This is a genomic window from Kitasatospora sp. NPDC032757, assembly GCF_055579305.1.
Genome location: NZ_JBVINN010000046.1, coordinates 53,265 through 68,197, shown reverse-complemented (window position 1 = coordinate 68,197; position 14,933 = coordinate 53,265). Strand labels below are relative to the sequence as shown.

At 72.2% G+C, this 14,933-nt stretch carries 20 protein-coding genes; 10 read left to right on the top strand and 10 right to left on the bottom strand.

Annotation, left to right across the window (positions count from 1 at the left end; genetic code table 11):
* Nucleotides 1–506 precede the first annotated feature (506 nt).
* On the bottom strand, nucleotides 507–911 hold the full coding sequence (locus ACZ5WK_RS34250; protein ID WP_465553454.1) for a PLD nuclease N-terminal domain-containing protein: 405 nt from the start codon (nucleotides 909–911) through the stop codon (nucleotides 507–509).
* 111 nt (nucleotides 912–1,022) lie between these two features.
* On the opposite strand from ACZ5WK_RS34250, the gene ACZ5WK_RS34245 reads away from it, so the two are divergent.
* Complete coding sequence (locus ACZ5WK_RS34245) at nucleotides 1,023–2,480, top strand: menaquinone biosynthesis decarboxylase (RefSeq protein WP_396326121.1); 1,458 nt, start codon at nucleotides 1,023–1,025, stop codon at nucleotides 2,478–2,480.
* Nucleotides 2,477–3,382 (top strand): menaquinone biosynthesis prenyltransferase MqnP, encoded by a 906-nt coding sequence (mqnP, locus tag ACZ5WK_RS34240; protein ID WP_396326120.1) that lies wholly within the window; start codon nucleotides 2,477–2,479, stop codon nucleotides 3,380–3,382. The genes ACZ5WK_RS34245 and mqnP overlap by 4 nt, the downstream gene beginning before the upstream one ends.
* A gap of 2 nt (nucleotides 3,383–3,384) precedes the next feature.
* On the opposite strand, the gene ACZ5WK_RS34235 is transcribed toward mqnP, so the two are convergent.
* Nucleotides 3,385–3,600, bottom strand: a complete 216-nt coding sequence (locus ACZ5WK_RS34235; protein WP_405360209.1) for a DUF4287 domain-containing protein — start codon at nucleotides 3,598–3,600, stop codon at nucleotides 3,385–3,387.
* Nucleotides 3,601–3,644: 44 nt separating this feature from the next.
* Nucleotides 3,645–4,283, bottom strand: a complete 639-nt coding sequence (locus tag ACZ5WK_RS34230) for a DUF998 domain-containing protein (RefSeq protein ID WP_465553451.1) — start codon at nucleotides 4,281–4,283, stop codon at nucleotides 3,645–3,647.
* A gap of 157 nt (nucleotides 4,284–4,440) precedes the next feature.
* On the opposite strand from ACZ5WK_RS34230, the gene ACZ5WK_RS34225 reads away from it, so the two are divergent.
* Complete coding sequence (locus ACZ5WK_RS34225) at nucleotides 4,441–4,923, top strand: HIT family protein (protein ID WP_465553449.1); 483 nt, start codon at nucleotides 4,441–4,443, stop codon at nucleotides 4,921–4,923.
* Between the two features lie 148 nt (nucleotides 4,924–5,071).
* Nucleotides 5,072–5,692 (top strand): DJ-1/PfpI family protein, encoded by a 621-nt coding sequence (locus ACZ5WK_RS34220; protein ID WP_465553447.1) that lies wholly within the window; start codon nucleotides 5,072–5,074, stop codon nucleotides 5,690–5,692.
* A gap of 5 nt (nucleotides 5,693–5,697) precedes the next feature.
* On the opposite strand, the gene ACZ5WK_RS34215 is transcribed toward ACZ5WK_RS34220, so the two are convergent.
* Entirely contained in the window at nucleotides 5,698–6,195 is a 498-nt protein-coding gene (locus tag ACZ5WK_RS34215) for a GNAT family N-acetyltransferase (RefSeq protein WP_465553445.1), read from the bottom strand.
* Nucleotides 6,196–6,215: 20 nt separating this feature from the next.
* Nucleotides 6,216–6,527 carry a hypothetical protein gene (locus ACZ5WK_RS34210; protein ID WP_465553443.1) on the bottom strand — a complete coding sequence of 104 codons (312 nt, stop codon included), beginning with the start codon at nucleotides 6,525–6,527 and terminating at the stop codon, nucleotides 6,216–6,218.
* Here ACZ5WK_RS34210 and ACZ5WK_RS34205 point away from each other — a divergent pair.
* Nucleotides 6,513–6,800, top strand: coding sequence for a hypothetical protein (locus tag ACZ5WK_RS34205; RefSeq protein WP_465553441.1), 288 nt, complete (start codon nucleotides 6,513–6,515; stop codon nucleotides 6,798–6,800). The genes ACZ5WK_RS34210 and ACZ5WK_RS34205 overlap by 15 nt on opposite strands.
* Here ACZ5WK_RS34205 and ACZ5WK_RS34200 read toward each other — a convergent pair.
* Entirely contained in the window at nucleotides 6,797–7,438 is a 642-nt protein-coding gene (locus ACZ5WK_RS34200; RefSeq protein ID WP_465553439.1) for an LbetaH domain-containing protein, read from the bottom strand. The two genes, ACZ5WK_RS34205 and ACZ5WK_RS34200, sit on opposite strands and share 4 nt — an antisense overlap.
* 93 nt (nucleotides 7,439–7,531) lie before the next feature.
* Here ACZ5WK_RS34200 and ACZ5WK_RS34195 point away from each other — a divergent pair, with 93 nt between their 5' ends.
* Entirely contained in the window at nucleotides 7,532–7,903 is a 372-nt protein-coding gene (locus tag ACZ5WK_RS34195; protein WP_465553437.1) for a VOC family protein, read from the top strand.
* Between the two features lie 79 nt (nucleotides 7,904–7,982).
* Here ACZ5WK_RS34195 and ACZ5WK_RS34190 read toward each other — a convergent pair whose 3' ends face one another.
* The 4 genes from ACZ5WK_RS34190 to ACZ5WK_RS34175 all read right to left on the bottom strand — a co-directional run bounded on the left by ACZ5WK_RS34190 (nucleotide 7,983) and on the right by ACZ5WK_RS34175 (nucleotide 11,339).
* Nucleotides 7,983–8,501 carry an RICIN domain-containing protein gene (locus ACZ5WK_RS34190; protein ID WP_465553435.1) on the bottom strand — a complete coding sequence of 173 codons (519 nt, stop codon included), beginning with the start codon at nucleotides 8,499–8,501 and terminating at the stop codon, nucleotides 7,983–7,985.
* Nucleotides 8,502–8,541: 40 nt separating this feature from the next.
* A complete protein-coding gene (locus tag ACZ5WK_RS34185) occupies nucleotides 8,542–9,582 on the bottom strand; it encodes an AraC-like ligand-binding domain-containing protein (RefSeq protein WP_465553433.1) in 1,041 nt (346 codons plus the stop codon).
* Between the two features lie 170 nt (nucleotides 9,583–9,752).
* Nucleotides 9,753–10,469: an MOSC domain-containing protein gene (locus ACZ5WK_RS34180; protein WP_465553431.1), complete on the bottom strand. Its 717-nt coding sequence runs from the start codon at nucleotides 10,467–10,469 to the stop codon at nucleotides 9,753–9,755.
* A 126-nt stretch (nucleotides 10,470–10,595) separates the two neighbouring features.
* On the bottom strand, nucleotides 10,596–11,339 hold the full coding sequence (locus ACZ5WK_RS34175) for a cyclase family protein (protein WP_465553429.1): 744 nt from the start codon (nucleotides 11,337–11,339) through the stop codon (nucleotides 10,596–10,598).
* Nucleotides 11,340–11,407: 68 nt separating this feature from the next.
* On the opposite strand from ACZ5WK_RS34175, the gene ACZ5WK_RS34170 reads away from it, so the two are divergent.
* The 4 genes from ACZ5WK_RS34170 (at nucleotide 11,408) to mqnE (ending at nucleotide 14,894) form a co-directional block, all read left to right on the top strand.
* Nucleotides 11,408–12,079 (top strand): UbiX family flavin prenyltransferase, encoded by a 672-nt coding sequence (locus ACZ5WK_RS34170; RefSeq protein WP_465553427.1) that lies wholly within the window; start codon nucleotides 11,408–11,410, stop codon nucleotides 12,077–12,079.
* A gap of 129 nt (nucleotides 12,080–12,208) precedes the next feature.
* Nucleotides 12,209–12,670 (top strand): Lrp/AsnC family transcriptional regulator, encoded by a 462-nt coding sequence (locus ACZ5WK_RS34165; protein WP_209417486.1) that lies wholly within the window; start codon nucleotides 12,209–12,211, stop codon nucleotides 12,668–12,670.
* 4 nt (nucleotides 12,671–12,674) lie between these two features.
* Complete coding sequence (locus ACZ5WK_RS34160) at nucleotides 12,675–13,637, top strand: threonine ammonia-lyase (RefSeq protein ID WP_465553424.1); 963 nt, start codon at nucleotides 12,675–12,677, stop codon at nucleotides 13,635–13,637.
* Nucleotides 13,638–13,730: 93 nt separating this feature from the next.
* Nucleotides 13,731–14,894 (top strand): aminofutalosine synthase MqnE, encoded by a 1,164-nt coding sequence (mqnE, locus tag ACZ5WK_RS34155; RefSeq protein ID WP_465548801.1) that lies wholly within the window; start codon nucleotides 13,731–13,733, stop codon nucleotides 14,892–14,894.
* The last annotated feature ends 39 nt before the right edge of the window (nucleotides 14,895–14,933 follow it).

Here is a 14,933-nt window from a genome sequence, read left to right as displayed (position 1 = left end):
CGCCCGTGGGCGTCGGCCGGGACCTCGGGGATCTCGTCGCCGACCGGCGCCTCATGCACAACCGTCATCTCGAACCACTCCAAGGGTGAGGGAACTGTCCGACAGCCAACGTCTGCATTGCCCCCGGCTGCGAATCACTTCTTCACTTATGACTGTACGAGGGGCCCCGCGCTGGTTTCGGCGTCGATTCTGTACAAGGTCGCGTCCGTTTAGATGTCAGGGCTGCACAGAAACCGGCCCCGGATGCCGTGTGCGGACAGTGGCCGTTCGATTACCCGATGCTGTCCGCCGGGTCCCGTTCGGATGATCTGGACATGAGGAAACGTGCAGGTCAGGCCGGTTGCCCGGGGTCGTCGGCGGGCCGCCCGCGGAGCCGCTGCGGGCAGGCTCCGGCGGGGTCGGCCGGGCGGGAAGGGGTGGCTTCGGCGGCCGATCAGTCGTAGGGATACGCCAAAAACACCGAAGCCCACCCGGATGGTCCCGGGTGGGCTGTCCGAGGGACTGCGTCAGCTCTTGCGGCCGTCCTCCGGCTCGTCCTTGCCCCGCAGCTCCTCCTCGCGGCGGCGCAGGTCCGCCTCCCACTGCCTGAGCATGTCCTCGTGCCGGTTGTCGTCCTTCTTCAACGAGGCCAGGAACTCCGGGTCGTCGTCCGGCGCGAGCGGCCGGCCGCCACGCGGGCGCTCGTACCCGGGCCCGCCGGCGATGCGGCCCGCCGGCCGGGTCTCCAGGGCGCCGCGCTGCTTGCCGGCCACCAGCCAGGCGATCGAGCCGACCAGCGGGAAGAGCAGCACGATGATCACCCAGATCACCTTGGGCAGGTGCTTCACCTCCTCCTCGGGCGTGGTCAGGCAGTCGATGAACGCCCACACCCAGAGGGCGAGCGGAAGGACGAAGGTCAGGATCCTCAGCACGGCGGCGATCTCCCCCGGCGACGGCGGTGGTGGCGGGCGGCCTCGAAGCGGCGGCGGCTTCACGGGGGCCCTTGACCGAGCCAGGCTATCGGGTGGCGGATACTGACTGGCATGGCATACGACGATCTCCGCTCCTTTCTGCGGGCCCTCGACCGGGAGGGCGACCTCAAGCGCATCAAGGCCGAGGTGGACCCCCATCTGGAGATCGGCGAGATCGTCGACCGGGTCCAGAAGGCCAAGGGCCCTGCCCTGCTGTTCGAGAACGTCAAGGGCTCGTCGATGCCGCTGGCGATGAACGTCTTCGGCACCGAGCGCCGGCTCGCCAAGGCGCTCGGCCTCAAGGGTCCGGACGACATCTCCGAGAAGATCGCCGGCCTGCTGAAGCCGGAGCTGCCGCAGGGCTTCACCGGCTTCCGGGACGCCTTCGGCAAGCTCGCCTCGATGGCCCACGTGCCGCCCCGCAAGGTCAAGCAGGGCGAGGCCGCCGTCCAGGAGGTCGTGCTCACCGGTGACGACGTCAACCTGGACGAGCTGCCCGCCCTCTTCACCTGGCCGCTGGACGGCGGCTCCTTCTTCAACCTGGGCCTGACCCACACCAAGGACCCGGACACCGGCATCCGCAACCTCGGCCTCTACCGGCTCCAGCGGCACGACCGGCGCACCATCGGCATGCACTGGCAGATCCACAAGGACAGCCGCAACCACTACGCGGTGGCCGCCCGTCGCGGGGAGCGGCTGCCGGTCGCGATCGCCTTCGGCTGCCCGCCGGCTGTCACCTACGCCGCCACCGCGCCGCTGCCGGGTGACATCGACGAGTACCTGTTCGCCGGCTTCGTCGCCGGGGAGCGGGTCAAGATGGTCGACTGCAAGACCGTCCCGCTCCAGGTCCCGGCCGACGCCGAGGTCGTGCTGGAGGGCTGGCTGGAGCCCGGCGAGATGCTGCCCGAGGGCCCGTTCGGCGACCACACCGGCTTCTACACGCCGCAGGAGCCGTTCCCGGCACTGAAGATCGACTGCGTGACGATGCGCCGCCGCCCGATCCTGCAGTCCATCGTGGTCGGCCGCCCGCCGACGGAGGACGGCCCGCTGGGCAAGTTCACCGAGCGATTCTTCCTGCCGCTGCTGAAGATCATCATCCCGGACATCGTCGACTACGACCTGCCCGAGGCCGGCGGCTTCCACAACTGCGTGATCGTCTCGATCGACAAGAAGTACCCCAAGCACGCCCAGAAGACGATGCACGCCATCTGGGGCGCCCACATGATGTCGCTGACCAAGCTGATCATCGTGGTGGACTCCGACTGCGATGTGCACGACTACCAGGAAGTCGCCTGGCGCGCCTTCGGCAACGTGGACTACAGCCGCGACCTGACGGTGGTGGAGGGCCCGGTCGACCACCTCGACCACGCCTCCTACCAGCAGTTCTGGGGCGGCAAGGCGGGTATCGACGCGACCCGCAAGCTGCCCGAGGAGGGCTACACCCGGGACGGCGGCTGGCCCGAGATGGTCTCCTCCGACCCGGCCACGGCCGAGCTGGTGGACCGCCGCTGGAAGGAGTACGGGCTGTGAGCACCGCTGCGGCGCTTCCGGAGGTCCCGCCGGGCAAGGTGAAGGCGTTCCTGCGGCTGGTGATGATCGAGCACTCGGTCTTCGCCCTGCCCTTCGCCTACATCGCCGCGCTGACGGCGATGTTCCTCGCCGACGAGCGGGTGCACTGGGGCGAGCTGTTCATCGTCACGGTCTGCATGGTCGGCCTGCGCACCTTCGCCATGGCCGCCAACCGGATCATCGACCGCGAGATCGACGCCCGGAACCCGCGCACCGCCGGGCGTGAACTGGTCACCGGCGCCGTGTCGGTGAAGACCGCGTACACCGGCTCCGCGATCGCGCTGGTGGTCTTCCTCGGCGCGGCCGCGCTGCTGAACCCGCTCTGCCTCGCGCTGGCGCCGGTCGCCGTCGTCCCGATGGTGGTCTACCCGTACGGCAAGCGGTTCACGGACTTCCCGCAGGCGATCCTGGGCCTCGCCCAGGCCATGGGCCCGGTCGGCGCCTGGCTGGCCGTCACGGGCTCGTGGTCCTGGGACGCGGTCGTCCTGGGCGCGGCGGTGGGCATCTGGATCGGCGGCTTCGACCTGATCTACGCCTGCCAGGACGTCGCCTCCGACCGGGCGGGCGGCGTGCGCTCGGTGCCGGCCCGCTTCGGCATCCCGGCGGCGATCCGGGGCGCCCGCGTCTGCCACGTGCTCACCACGCTGCTGCTCGGCTGGTACGCGGTGCTGACCGACGCCGGGCCCGCGTTCTGGATCGGGCTGGCGGTCGTGGCCGGCGCCTTCGTCTACGAGCACACCATCGTGAAGCCGAACGACCTGTCGAAGCTGAACCGGGCGTTCTTCCAGACGAACGGGTTCGTCGGGATCTCGCTGTTCTTCTTCGCACTGGTCGACCTGGTCGTGCGCGGCCTCGGGATCTGACGTCAGCTCTTCCCGCCCTCGTCGAGCGTGTGCTTGACGAGGGCGTTGGCGTGTCCGTGGCCGAGACCGTGCTCGCTCTTGAGCCAGGCGACCAGCTCCATGTGCCTGGTCAGCGGGGAGGAGCGGATCAGTTCCTGCCAGTGCGAGACCGGCTCGCCGTACTTCTTCTCGATCGACGGGAAGTAGCTTGCGGGGCCCTTGGCGGGTTCGGTGCTCATGGTGGGGGTCTCCTGGTCGTGTGGTGATCCGGATCCGGTGGTTGTCACGCAGTCAGCTTGGCGGTGGTTGCAGTCAGCCAGCCCAGACCGAGGGCGGCCCCGGCGGTGAAGGCCAGGACGGTGGCTCCGGAGCCGGCGAATCCGGCCAGCACGCCGACCGGCACGATGCGGGAGGCGACGGCCCACGTGCGCTCGCCGGCGGCGGCGAAGTGCCGGGCGAGCACCAGGAAGGCGGCGCAGAGGGCGAGGAAGCCGACCGAGCCGCCGATCATGTGGACGGTGCCGTGCGGGCTGAGCTCGGCGACCCGGCCCTCCGGGGCGCCGACCGGGAACCCGGCGCCGGGGTCGGCCTTGAACACGGCGCTGACGAGGAGCGACGCGCCGAACACGCCGACCAGGCGAGGGGCCCAGGTGCCGCCGGGGCTGTTGCGCAGGGTCCGGCGGAGGCCGACGGCGCCCGCGATCGTCAGCACGCCGGTGACCAGGAAGCTCGCCACCTGGATGAAGCCGAGACCGCCGAGCGCGAGCTGACTGATGGCGTTGCGGCCGAAGCCGAAGCCCTCACGGGTGAGGCCCTGGGTGATGCCCACGGCCAGGAACAGCGGGCCCGCGGCGGCGCCGGCGGTCAGCAGGGTGCGGGTGCGGGTGGCGGGGGCGCTCAGCACTGCGGTGGTGTTCGTCATGCCCGGTAAGACCGGGAGCGTGAGCGGAACTCATCGGCATGCCCGGTGTGATCCGGATCACGGGGGGTGAAGTGGTGGTGCAGAGGGACGAACGTCCCGCCGGGACGGTCGTGCGGGCCGGGGGACGGTCGTGCGGGCCGGGACGTAGCATCTGCGCATGATCGACGAGACCACTCCAGGCTGGCGGGCCGACCGGATCGGCAGCGCGCTGCGCGGTGAGAACCCCACCGTCATAAGGCGGTTGGACGCCGGGTTCGCCGTCGTCGGCGACGTCCAGTTCCTGCCCGGATACTCGATCCTGCTCACCGACGAACCGGGTGTCGAGCGCCTCTCCGACCTGCCGCGCCCGCGCCGGCTCGCCTACCTCGCCGACATGGACCGCCTCGGCGAGGCCGTCGAACGGGCCTGCCGGGCAGCAGATCCGGCGTTCCGGCGCGTCAACCTGGAGATCCTCGGCAACAAGGACGCCTTCCTGCACGCCCACGTCTGGCCCCGCTTCGACTGGGAGCCCGACCACCTCGTCCGGATGCCGGTCTGGCTCTACCCGCAGGACCACTGGCGCGACCCGCAGTACGCCCTCGGCCCGCAGCACGACGCGATCCGCGCCGCTGTCGGGGCCGCGCTCGACGCGCTGCAGTAGGCCGGAGCGGGTTCCGGCTGCGGCGGTCGGCGCTATCTCGGGTTGTCCCGCCGACTGGTATTCCCGCGGGAGCGGGCGGCCACTCGATGGCGTGAAGTTCGCCGCCGGGCATGGAAGGCCGGTCCAACCCGTGCCTACGCTGCGGGACATGGACATCGTGATCCCGCTCTTCGATCGCTTCGAGCCGCTCGACGCGATCGGCCCGTACGAGATCCTCGCGTACGTGCCGGGCGCGAGGGTGCGCTTCGTCGCGCCGCAACCGGGCCGGGTCGGCGACGCGTTGGGCGCCCTCACGGTGGACGTTCCCACCCGTTATTCGGAGGTCGACGCCTGCGACGTGCTGCTCGTCCCCGGTGGCAGCGGCACCCGGCCGCTCGCCGGTGATCCGGAGTTCCTCGACTGGATCCGCCGCATGCACGAGACGACCCGGTTCACGACGTCCGTCTGCACCGGCTCCCTCGTCCTCGGCGCCGCGGGGCTGCTCAAGGGGCTCACCGCCACCACCCACTGGGGCGCCGTCGCCGATCTGGAGAGCCACGGCGCCACCTACACCGCCGAGCGGGTCGTCCGGAACGGACGGATCATCACCTCGGCGGGTGTCTCGTCCGGTATCGACATGGCCCTCCGACTGGCTGCCCTGCTCACCGACGACGTCACCGCCCAGGCCATCCAGCTCTGCACCGAGTACGACCCCCAACCACCGTTCGACACCGGCTCCCCGGCCAAGGCGCCGGCTGCCGTCCGGGAGCGCATCCGCACGCTGGGCTGAGGCGTTCAGCCCAGCAGACGGCGCCGGTACCGGACGGCGGGGCGGTCGTCGATGGTGAGGTCCCCGACCGCCGTGAAGCCGGTGCGACGGAGCACCGCCAGGGACGCCGGATTGTCCAGCGTGGCCACGGCCGTGAGTGTCGAGAGCCCGTAGTCGGCCGCGGCGAGCCGGAAGACCTCCAGTACCGCCGCCGTCGCCACACCCCGGCCCGCGGCCTGTTCGCTGACCCGATAGCCGAGTTCGGCGCCGCCGTCCTCGACGTCCACCAGGTTGACGCGGCCGAGCAGCTCCCCGCGTTCGTCCACGACGAGGTGGAAGTGGCAGGCCCCGGCGTCCTGTTCGGCGAGCAGGGCGCGGTGCCGCTCGGCGAATCCTTCGAAGTACGCGTCACCGCGGTCCGGCACCGACCGGGCGAAGTACTCCCGGTGCTCCAGCTCGAACGCCAGCAGGGCCGGCGCGTGGTCGTTCCGGAGCCGCTCCAACCTGATCACGCCCGCCAGCATAGGCAGTTCGGCCGGGGAGCTCAGCGGAACAGCTCCGCGTGGTCGGCGGCCCAGGCATCCAGCCCGCGGGCCGGCCGGCCGGTGACGTCCCGGACGGCGGAGGTGACCGGCTCCGGGGCGCCGCTGCCAGCCCCGATGAAGTCGAGCGCGTCCTCCACGATTCCGGCCGGCCGGCCGCTGCCGGGCATCCGGCGGCGCGCCTCCTCCCGGGGGATCTCCTCCCACCGGACGGGCCGGTCGGCGGCCTCCCCGAGGATCCGCAGGTGCTCGGCCTGGGTCGGCGAGGCGGGGCCGGTCAGGTGGTACCGGGCGCCGTCGTGCCCGTCGTCCACGAGCGCGCGGACGGCGACGGCGGCGATCTGCGGCGCCTACCAGCTCGACCCGGCGCGTGCCCACCCCGCGCCCGGGACACCGCGCGCTACGAGCCGGGCCGGTCCGCGGACGCCCTGGCCCATGCCCGCCTGCTGCTCGACCAGGTCATGGAGCTGGAGCTGATCGAGCCGAACCTGTTCCTCCGGGACTGCCCGCAGGGGCTGGAGCGCCTCGCCGCGGCCGTGGCCGCCGAGAGCCGGCGCGAGGCCTGGGGGCGGACGGGGCCGGCCTAGCCGAGCCGCGGCGCCTCCGGGTGGTAGGCACGCTGCCGTTCGACCGGTGCGTCGCCGAAGTCGCCCTTGCCGTTGACGACCTGGCCCACCCCGACCCGCACGCCCCGGGCCCGGCCGAAGCCCTTGAGTACCCCGCCCCTCCCGTCCGGGTCCGGGTAGCCGTACGGATGGCCGGCGGCCAGGACCACCGAACGGGCCGAGATCTGCCCGAGCACCTGGGCGCCGGAGCCGATCCGGCTGGAGCCCGTCACCTCGGCGCCGCCCGCGAGTCTGGTGCCGTCGCCGACCTCGATGGTGTCGGTGCCGGCCGCCTTGATCCGTGCGCCGCCCTCGCCGATCTCCGATCGAGCGCCGATCACGATGGTCCCGCCCCCGGCGGCGACGATCCGGGTGCCGCCGTGCAGGACGTTCCCCCGCCGGACCAGGCAGCCGCTGCGCTCGTCGCACTCGATGACCACGCCGGGGTAGAGCACGTTCTCGGGGTGCAGCCGGACCCGCCGCGAGACGATCACCGAGAACGGGTCGAGTACGACCACGCCCCGGTCGGCGAGGTCCATCAGCTCCGCGGGCGTGAGCAGCCCGCGCTCCCGCCGCAGCCGATCCAACCGTTCGCCCAGCGAGCCCTGTCCCGTGATCATCGGATCATGGTTCAGGCGCCCCGGGGCCGTTGTCCAGTGGCCGCCCCCACGCGCGGGAGAATCGGGCGGAAGACGACCCGTCAGAGGAGAACCGTGATCGGCAAGCTGCAGTGCATCGTCCTCGACTGCCCGGAGCCGGCCGTGCTGGCCCGGTTCTACGCGGCACTGCTGGGCGGCGAGGTCGACCGGCCGGACCGGCGGTGGTCGCTCGGCGAGGCGTGGTCGACGCTGCACACCGAGGGCGGCCCGGTGCTCTGCTTCCAGGGCGTCGCTGACCACCGGCCGCCGCAGTGGCCCGACGCGGCACACCCGCAACAGGTTCACCTGGACATCGACGTGGCGGACCTCGAAGCCGCCGAGCGCGAGGTGCTCGCGCTCGGCGCCACCCGGCTGTCCGACGCCGGCGGCTGGCGGATCTACGCCGACCCGGCCGGGCACCCGCTGTGCCTGATCCAGGCCGGCTGACCGGCCGCCGCCCCGGTTGCCCGCGACCCCCGTACGTAGGCAACCGGGGCCGGGGTCAGCGGCGCGCGGCATGTGAGCGTCAGGTCAGGTACCAGGTGCCTCCGTCCTGGCCCAGGTCCTGCCAGCCCTGCACGCGGGCGCCATTGAAGCTGGTCGAGTTCTCCACCTCCATCAGGAGGCCGGTGGCGTTGCGGATCTTGAACCGGGGGTCGGTGACACCGCCCTTGGTCCATGCGAACTCCCACAGGGCGCCCTTCTGCCCCAGGCAGTCCCACTGCTGGACGCGGGCGCCGTTCCAGTCGGCGGAGTTCTCGATCTCCAGGCACATGCCACTGTTGTCGTTGACGATGTGGTAGTAACCGGGCCACTCGCGGACCGCTTCGGCGTGCCAGTACGAGCCCGGCTGGTTCCTGCAGTCCCAGATCTGTACGGTTGCGCCCCTGGCCTTCGAGGAGTTCTCGACCTCCAGGCATCCTCCGGTGAAAGCGGGGATGTGGACCCAGTATTCGTCGGGCCAGGCGGCCTGGGCGGGAGTCGCGACAGCGGCGAACGACAGCGCGAGGCCGGCGGTTGCGGCGGCGGTGATGAGCTTCTTCATGCGGATTTCCCCGTGGGCCGAGCTGGCGGGTGACGGCATGTCATCCGGTCAGCCAGGTTAGGAGCGAACCGTCCGGCGGGGTTTGCCCGGAGCGCAGGTTTTCTTGCAGTCCCGCGCAACGGGCGGCCCGCACCGTCCGGTGCCGGAACTCGCGGGGCGTCAGCCCGTACGCCTCACGGAAGGCCCGGCTGAAGACGGCCGCGCTGCCGAAGCCCCACCGGGCGGCGACGGTGTGGATCGGGCGGTGGGCGAGGTCCGGCCGGGCCAGGTCGGCGCGGCAGCGTTCGAGGCGGCGCCGGCGGATCAGCCTGCCGACGCTCTCCTCCTCGCTCTGGAACAGCAGGTGCAGCGACCGGACGGAGATGTGGTGGCGTTCGGCGACCACGCCGGGTGCCAGGTCGGGATCGTCGAGGTTGTGCTCGATGAACACCTTGATCCGCTCCAGCAGGGCCCGTGAGCGGGCCCCGGCGTCGAGCTCCTGCAGGGCATCGGCCTGCTGGGCCAGGCAGACGGCGGCCAGGTCCCGGGTGACCTCGCCCAGCCGTTCCAGCTCCTCCGGCCCACACTCGGCGCCGTGATGTTCCAGGGAGGTGAGGAAGCGGGCCAGGATCGCGCCGGTCCCGCTGTGCGCGGGGATCCTCCGGGCCAGTAGCCGGTCGACCTTGTCGGCGTGGATCGGCAGCACGGCCCGGGGGATGTGCAGGACGAGGACGCGAGTGAGCCCGGCCTCGTCCCGTGTTCCGGCCTCGAACGGCCGGGAGGTGTCCCAGAGCACCAGCTCGCGGCTGACCGGTCCGGAGTCGTTGCCGTGCTGGGAGAGCCACATCGGGTTCCCGCCGTCGACCAGGGCCAGCTGGTACTGCTCCGGGTCGCTGCGCCGGGTCAGGGCCGGCGGCCGACGCGAGCGCAGTGGTGCGTGGGCGTGGGCCGAGACCCGCACCGGGCCGAGGTCCAGCACCGCGGCCTCCGCGCGGAAGTCGGAGGCCTGCGGACTGGTGATCGCCACGGGCACCAGGTCGCGGGCGACCATGTCGGCGAACCAGCCGAACCGCTCTGCCGCCGGCACATCGGCGTTGGACATGGTCGACCACATGCTTCATGAACCCCCGTCAGCCCGGCCGCTCGGGCCGGCCGAGCCGCAGTTTAGTTCTTCTCCGTTCCGGCCCGCTTCGGCCTCGGAGGCTTCGGTCCCGGGTGGTCCGGGCTCAGGCGATCCGCCGGATTCCCGGCGGGGTGCGGGTCCGCGTGCGCTCAGTCCAGCGACAGGACGTCACCGACGCTCAGGCGGCCGGGAGTTGCCACCTCGGCGAGGGCGTCGAGGCGGTTGTCGTGCGCCTGGGCGACGGCCTTGAGGATCTCGGGGGCGTGCGGGAGGCCGGGCTGGGCGGCGGTGGTCATCACACACCGCTCGCTGGAACGGACGAAGGCCAGCCGGGCGCCGGCGCTGGAGCCGCTGCGGGCCTCGTGGCCGAACCAGTCGTCCTCGACGAACGGCCGGGCGCCGGGCGGGGTGCGCAGCAGGATGTTGGGGCGGAAGCGGCGCTCGTCCACGACGGTGGACGGGCAGGCCGCGCGGACCCAGTCCAGGGTGGCGGTGGTGAGCACGCTGACCGGGAGCTGGTCGAGGTGGGAGACGGCGTCCTCGCGGGCGAGTGCGACGTCCGGGCGCTGGAGGTAGGCGCGCAGGAAGGCGGTCGGGTCGGCGACCGGCCGGCCGAGCGGGTCGAACAGCTCGGGGCCGTCGAGCCGGTGGCCGAGCCGGGAGGAGAGGCGGAGCAGGCCGTCCATCCGGCGGAAGCGCCGGGTGTTCTTGCCGGAGCCGAACTTGCCCGCGCCGTCGCGCACGGCGTACAGGCGGTCGCCGGCCAGGCCGCGTTCGTCCACCTCGACGGAGTCGAGCCGCTCGCCGCCGGTGGACTTCACGGGGTAGCGCCAGAGCTGCTCGATCACTCCGATGATCTCTGCCATGGCGGGAAAGCCTAGCGGCGCCCGCCGGGGATGGTCTAGACCAAGTCCCCCTTTGGCCAAACCGGTCCGGCCAAACCGGTCCGGTCGAGCCGGTGCGGTCGAGCCCGCCAGGTCGAGCCCGCCCGCTCACCCCAGCCGGGCGACGGCCCGCACCGGCGCGCCGTCGGCCGCGACCAGCCGCAGCGGGAACAGCGAGACCTCCACCGGCCGCCCGGCCTGCTGGGCCATGAGCAGCGTCCGCAGGTCGGTCAGGTTCTCGGCGATCACACCGCCGCCGGGCGCGCCGAGCAGCACCCGGTGGGCGGCCAGAGTGGGCTCCGCGGCGGCCGGCTGGTCGTGCTCGTCGGTCAGGTCGGCCAGCAGCGCGGCCACCGCCGGGTCGCCCGGGCCCGGGTCCGGGGTGGGGTCGACGCTCAGCGCGTCCACGCCGACCGTCCGCACCCCGGCGGCGACGATCGCCTCGGCCGCCCCGGCGGTCAGGCTGGGGTGGGCGAGGTAGGCGTCGGTGCCCCAGTGCCGGGCCCAGCCGGTGGCCAGCAGCAGGACGGTGCCCTCCGCGGACCGCTCCAGCGCCGGGGCGAGCAGCTCCGGCGTCACCTCCGCACGCGGCTCCAGACCGCGCAGGTCGGCGACGACGGCCGGGCCGGTGAACCGCTCCAGCGGCAGGCCGTCCAGCGTCGGCCAGGTGACGTCCACGTGGTACGGCGCGTCCACATGGGTGCCGGACTGCGAGCCGAGGTGCAGGGCCAGCACGTTCACCCCGGCGGTGGCGGTGGTGAGCGCGGGCTCCAGGACGACGGCCGGATCGCCGGGGTAGACCGGCATCGCGGTGGTCACCTGATGGGTGAGGTCGACGAGGGTCGCTGCCATGCCGCCCATCCTCCCAGGGGTGACGGCGGATGGGGCCGTTGCGGTGGCCTCCGTATAGAAAGGGAGCCATGGGAACAGACAAGCGTCAGCCGTGGGTGGTCGGGGTCTCGGGCGCGTCCGGTACGCCGTACGCGGCCTCCGTGCTCCGGGCGCTGATCGCCGCCGGGGAGCCGGTGGACCTGATCGTCAGCCGGGCCGCCCGGCTCACCATCCTGGACGAGACCGGCATCTCGTTCCGTGACGCGCACTGGCGCAGCGACCTCGCCGCCTGGCTGGCCACCGACGACGCCCGCTTCGGCCCGGAGCAGCTCGACGACGTCCGCTACTGGCCCGCCGGGGACTTCGCGGCGGGCCCGTCCAGCGGCTCCTACCCGGCCAAGGGCATGCTGGTGGTCCCGGCGACCACCGGCGCGGTGGCCGGGATCGCGCTCGGCCTGAGCAAGGACCTGCTCCAGCGGGTCGCCAGCGTGACCCTCAAGGAGCGCCGCCCGCTGGTGGTCTGCGTCCGCGAGGCGCCGCTCAACGGGGTGACGCTGAAGCACCTGGTGGAGCTGGACGCGCAGGGCGCCGTCGTGCTCCCCGCCTCGCCCGGTTTCTACGCGGGCGGCTCCACCGTCCGGGAGCTGGTCGACTTCGTGGCCGGACGGGTGCTGGACGCGGCCGGTGTACCGCACACGCTGTACCGGCGCTGGGAGGGTGAGTTGGGCGCGGCCGCGCGCCACACCGCGCAGCCGGAGTGAGGGGGAGTGAGGAGCCCGGGAGCGGGAGAGTATGTTCTCTGCGATACCCGGGTTGTTCCGCGCATGGCGCCTTTGAATCCGGATAATGATCTGTGGGTCTGGTGAGGTTCGGAAGGACGCGGACGGTATATGGACACGGTGGACAGACAGCTCATCCAGGCGCTCCGGGAGAACGGCCGTGCGTCCTACGCCGAGCTGGGCCGACTGGTGGGCCTCTCCGGCCCGAGCGTCACGGACCGGATCAACCGCCTGGAGCAGGCCGGGGTCATCACCGGCTACCGGGCGACGGTCAACCCGGCCTCGCTCGGCTTCGGTGTCACGGCCCTGATCGGCCTTCAGCTCACCGACGCGGCCGACCACGAGGACGTCGCGCACCGGCTGAAGGACCTCGGCGAGGTCGAGGACTGCTGGTTCATCGCCGGTGACGACTCGTACATGCTCAAGGTCCGGGTCTCCGACGTGGAGGGCCTGGAGTCGGTGGTCAAGCGGATCTCCGGGACGAAAGGCGTGGCCCGGACCCGTACGACCGTCGTACTCTCCACGAAGTGGGAGAACCGGGTGAGCGAACTCCCTCTGGCCGAAGGGGAGTAAAACGATGGCACTGGTCGGTCTGGAGGAGCTGCGCGCGGCCCGGCAGCGGATCGCCGGGGTGGCGGTACGGACCCCGCTGGTCCCCGCCCCGTGGGCGGCCCACGGCGAGCGCCGGCTCTGGCTCAAGCCGGAGAACCTCCAGCCGACCGGCGCCTTCAAGACCCGCGGGGCCTACAACCGGCTCGCCGCGCTCACCGGGCAGGAGCGGGCCCGCGGCGTGGTCGCCCAGTCCAGCGGCAACCACGCGCAGGCGGTGGCGTACGCGGCCGGGCTGCTCGGCATCAAGGCCGTGATCGTGATGCCGGACACCTCTCCGGCGGTCAAGGTCGACGCCACCCGCGCGTTCGGCGCCGAGGTGGTCCTGGTCTCGCCGGAGGAGCGCGACATCCTGCCCGGCGAGCTGGCCGAGCGGCACGGCTACGTCTGGGTGCCGCCGTACGACGACCCGTTCATCATCGCGGGCCAGGGCACGGTGGGCCTGGAGATCGCCGAGGACGCCCCGGCCGAGCTGGACACCGTGCTGGTGCCGGTCAGCGGCGGCGGCCTGATCTCCGGCACGGCGGCCGCGCTCAAGCTCACCCGCCCGGGCATCCGGGTGGTCGGCGTCGAGCCCGAGCTGGCGGCCGACGCCCAGGCCAGCCTCCGGGCCGGCGAGCGGCTCTCCTGGCCGGTCGCCGACACCTACCGGACGATCGCGGACGGGCTGCGCACCCCCTCGGTCGGCGAGCTGCCCTTCGAGCACCTCACCGCCTACGTGGACGACATCGTCACCGTCACCGAGGACGAGATCCGCGCCACCGTGGCCCTGCTGGCCCGCCGTGGCCGGCTGGTGGCCGAGCCCTCCGGCGCGGTCGCCCCGGCCGCGTACTTCCACCGCGCGGCCGAGACCGGCGGTCAGGCGGTGGCGGCCGTGGTCAGCGGCGGCAACATCGAGCCGGCGCTGCTCGCGGAGCTGCTGGCCGGCTGAGGGCGCCGCGCCCGGGTCGCGACCGGGCCGCGGGCAGCAGGGGCGTACGCTCGTTCCGGCAACGATTCGAAGTCGGAGGAGGCGGGGCACCGCATGGACGCAGGGCTGAAGCGCGAGCTGGAGGCGAAGGTCTACGCGGGTGAGCGGCTGACCCGGGAGGACGGGATCGCGCTCTACGAGAGCGATGACCTGGCCTGGCTGGGTGGTCTGGCCCACCATGTGCGGACGCGGAAGAACGGCGATGTCGTCCACTTCAACGTGAACCGTCACCTCAACATGACGAACGTGTGCAACGCGTCCTGTGCGTACTGCTCGTTCCAGCGCAAGCCGGGCGAGAAGGACGCGTACACGATGCGCATCGAGGAGGCCGTGCGGCTGGCCAAGGCGATGGAGGTGGACTCCCTTACGGAGCTGCACATCGTCAACGGTCTGCACCCGACCCTGCCGTGGCGTTACTACCCGCGGTCGCTGCGGGAGCTGAAGGCGGCGCTGCCGAACGTCTCGCTGAAGGCGTTCACCGCCACCGAGATCCACTGGTTCGAGAAGATCAGCGGCATGCCGGCCGACGAGATCCTGGACGAGCTGATCGACGCCGGGCTGGAGTCGCTGACCGGTGGCGGGGCGGAGATCTTCGACTGGGAGGTCCGCCAGCACATCGTCGACCACGACACCCACTGGGAGGACTGGTCGCGGATCCACCGGCTCGCGCACGGCAAGGGCCTCAGGACGCCGTCGACGATGCTCTACGGCCACATCGAGGAGCCCCGCCACCGGGTGGACCACGTGCTGCGGCTGCGGGAGCTGCAGGACGAGACCGGCGGGTTCCAGGTCTTCATCCCGCTGCGCTACCAGCACGACTTCCACGACTCCAAGGACGGCGTCGTGCGGAACAGGCTGATGGCGCGCACCGAGATGGCCACCGGTGCCGAGGCGCTGAAGACCTTCGCGGTCTCCCGGCTGCTCTTCGACAACGTGCCGCACGTCAAGGTCTTCTGGGTGATGCACGGTGTCACGACCGCGCAGCTGGCGCTCAGCCATGGTGCGGACGACATGGACGGCTCGGTGGTCGAGTACAAGATCACCCATGACGCGGACAACTTCGGCACCCCGAACAAGCTCGGCCGGGACGACCTGCTGGGCCTGATCCGGGACGCCGGCTTCCGTCCGGTGGAGCGCAACACCCGCTACGAGGTCATCCGCGAGTACGACGGCCCGGACCTGACGCGCCGGGAGACCCCGCAGGCCATGCGCCTCTGACCGGGCACCGACCGGCGCGGCCCCGCGCCGACCAGTGAT

Excerpts from the sequence above, each read along its gene's own strand:
- ACZ5WK_RS34245 (WP_396326121.1), top strand. The coding sequence starts at position 1,023 with ATGGCATACGACGATCTCCGCTCCTTTCTGCGGGCCCTCGACCGGGAG.
- ACZ5WK_RS34235 (WP_405360209.1), bottom strand. The coding sequence starts at position 3,600 with ATGAGCACCGAACCCGCCAAGGGCCCCGCAAGCTACTTCCCGTCGATC.
- ACZ5WK_RS34230 (WP_465553451.1), bottom strand. The coding sequence starts at position 4,283 with ATGACGAACACCACCGCAGTGCTGAGCGCCCCCGCCACCCGCACCCGC.
- ACZ5WK_RS34225 (WP_465553449.1), top strand. The coding sequence starts at position 4,441 with ATGATCGACGAGACCACTCCAGGCTGGCGGGCCGACCGGATCGGCAGC.
- ACZ5WK_RS34220 (WP_465553447.1), top strand. The coding sequence starts at position 5,072 with ATGGACATCGTGATCCCGCTCTTCGATCGCTTCGAGCCGCTCGACGCG.
- ACZ5WK_RS34215 (WP_465553445.1), bottom strand. The coding sequence starts at position 6,195 with ATGCTGGCGGGCGTGATCAGGTTGGAGCGGCTCCGGAACGACCACGCG.
- ACZ5WK_RS34200 (WP_465553439.1), bottom strand. The coding sequence starts at position 7,438 with ATGATCACGGGACAGGGCTCGCTGGGCGAACGGTTGGATCGGCTGCGG.
- ACZ5WK_RS34190 (WP_465553435.1), bottom strand. The coding sequence starts at position 8,501 with ATGAAGAAGCTCATCACCGCCGCCGCAACCGCCGGCCTCGCGCTGTCG.
- ACZ5WK_RS34185 (WP_465553433.1), bottom strand. The coding sequence starts at position 9,582 with ATGTCCAACGCCGATGTGCCGGCGGCAGAGCGGTTCGGCTGGTTCGCC.
- ACZ5WK_RS34180 (WP_465553431.1), bottom strand. The coding sequence starts at position 10,469 with ATGGCAGAGATCATCGGAGTGATCGAGCAGCTCTGGCGCTACCCCGTG.
- ACZ5WK_RS34175 (WP_465553429.1), bottom strand. The coding sequence starts at position 11,339 with ATGGCAGCGACCCTCGTCGACCTCACCCATCAGGTGACCACCGCGATG.
- ACZ5WK_RS34170 (WP_465553427.1), top strand. The coding sequence starts at position 11,408 with ATGGGAACAGACAAGCGTCAGCCGTGGGTGGTCGGGGTCTCGGGCGCG.
- ACZ5WK_RS34165 (WP_209417486.1), top strand. The coding sequence starts at position 12,209 with ATGGACACGGTGGACAGACAGCTCATCCAGGCGCTCCGGGAGAACGGC.
- ACZ5WK_RS34160 (WP_465553424.1), top strand. The coding sequence starts at position 12,675 with ATGGCACTGGTCGGTCTGGAGGAGCTGCGCGCGGCCCGGCAGCGGATC.
- mqnE (WP_465548801.1), top strand. The coding sequence starts at position 13,731 with ATGGACGCAGGGCTGAAGCGCGAGCTGGAGGCGAAGGTCTACGCGGGT.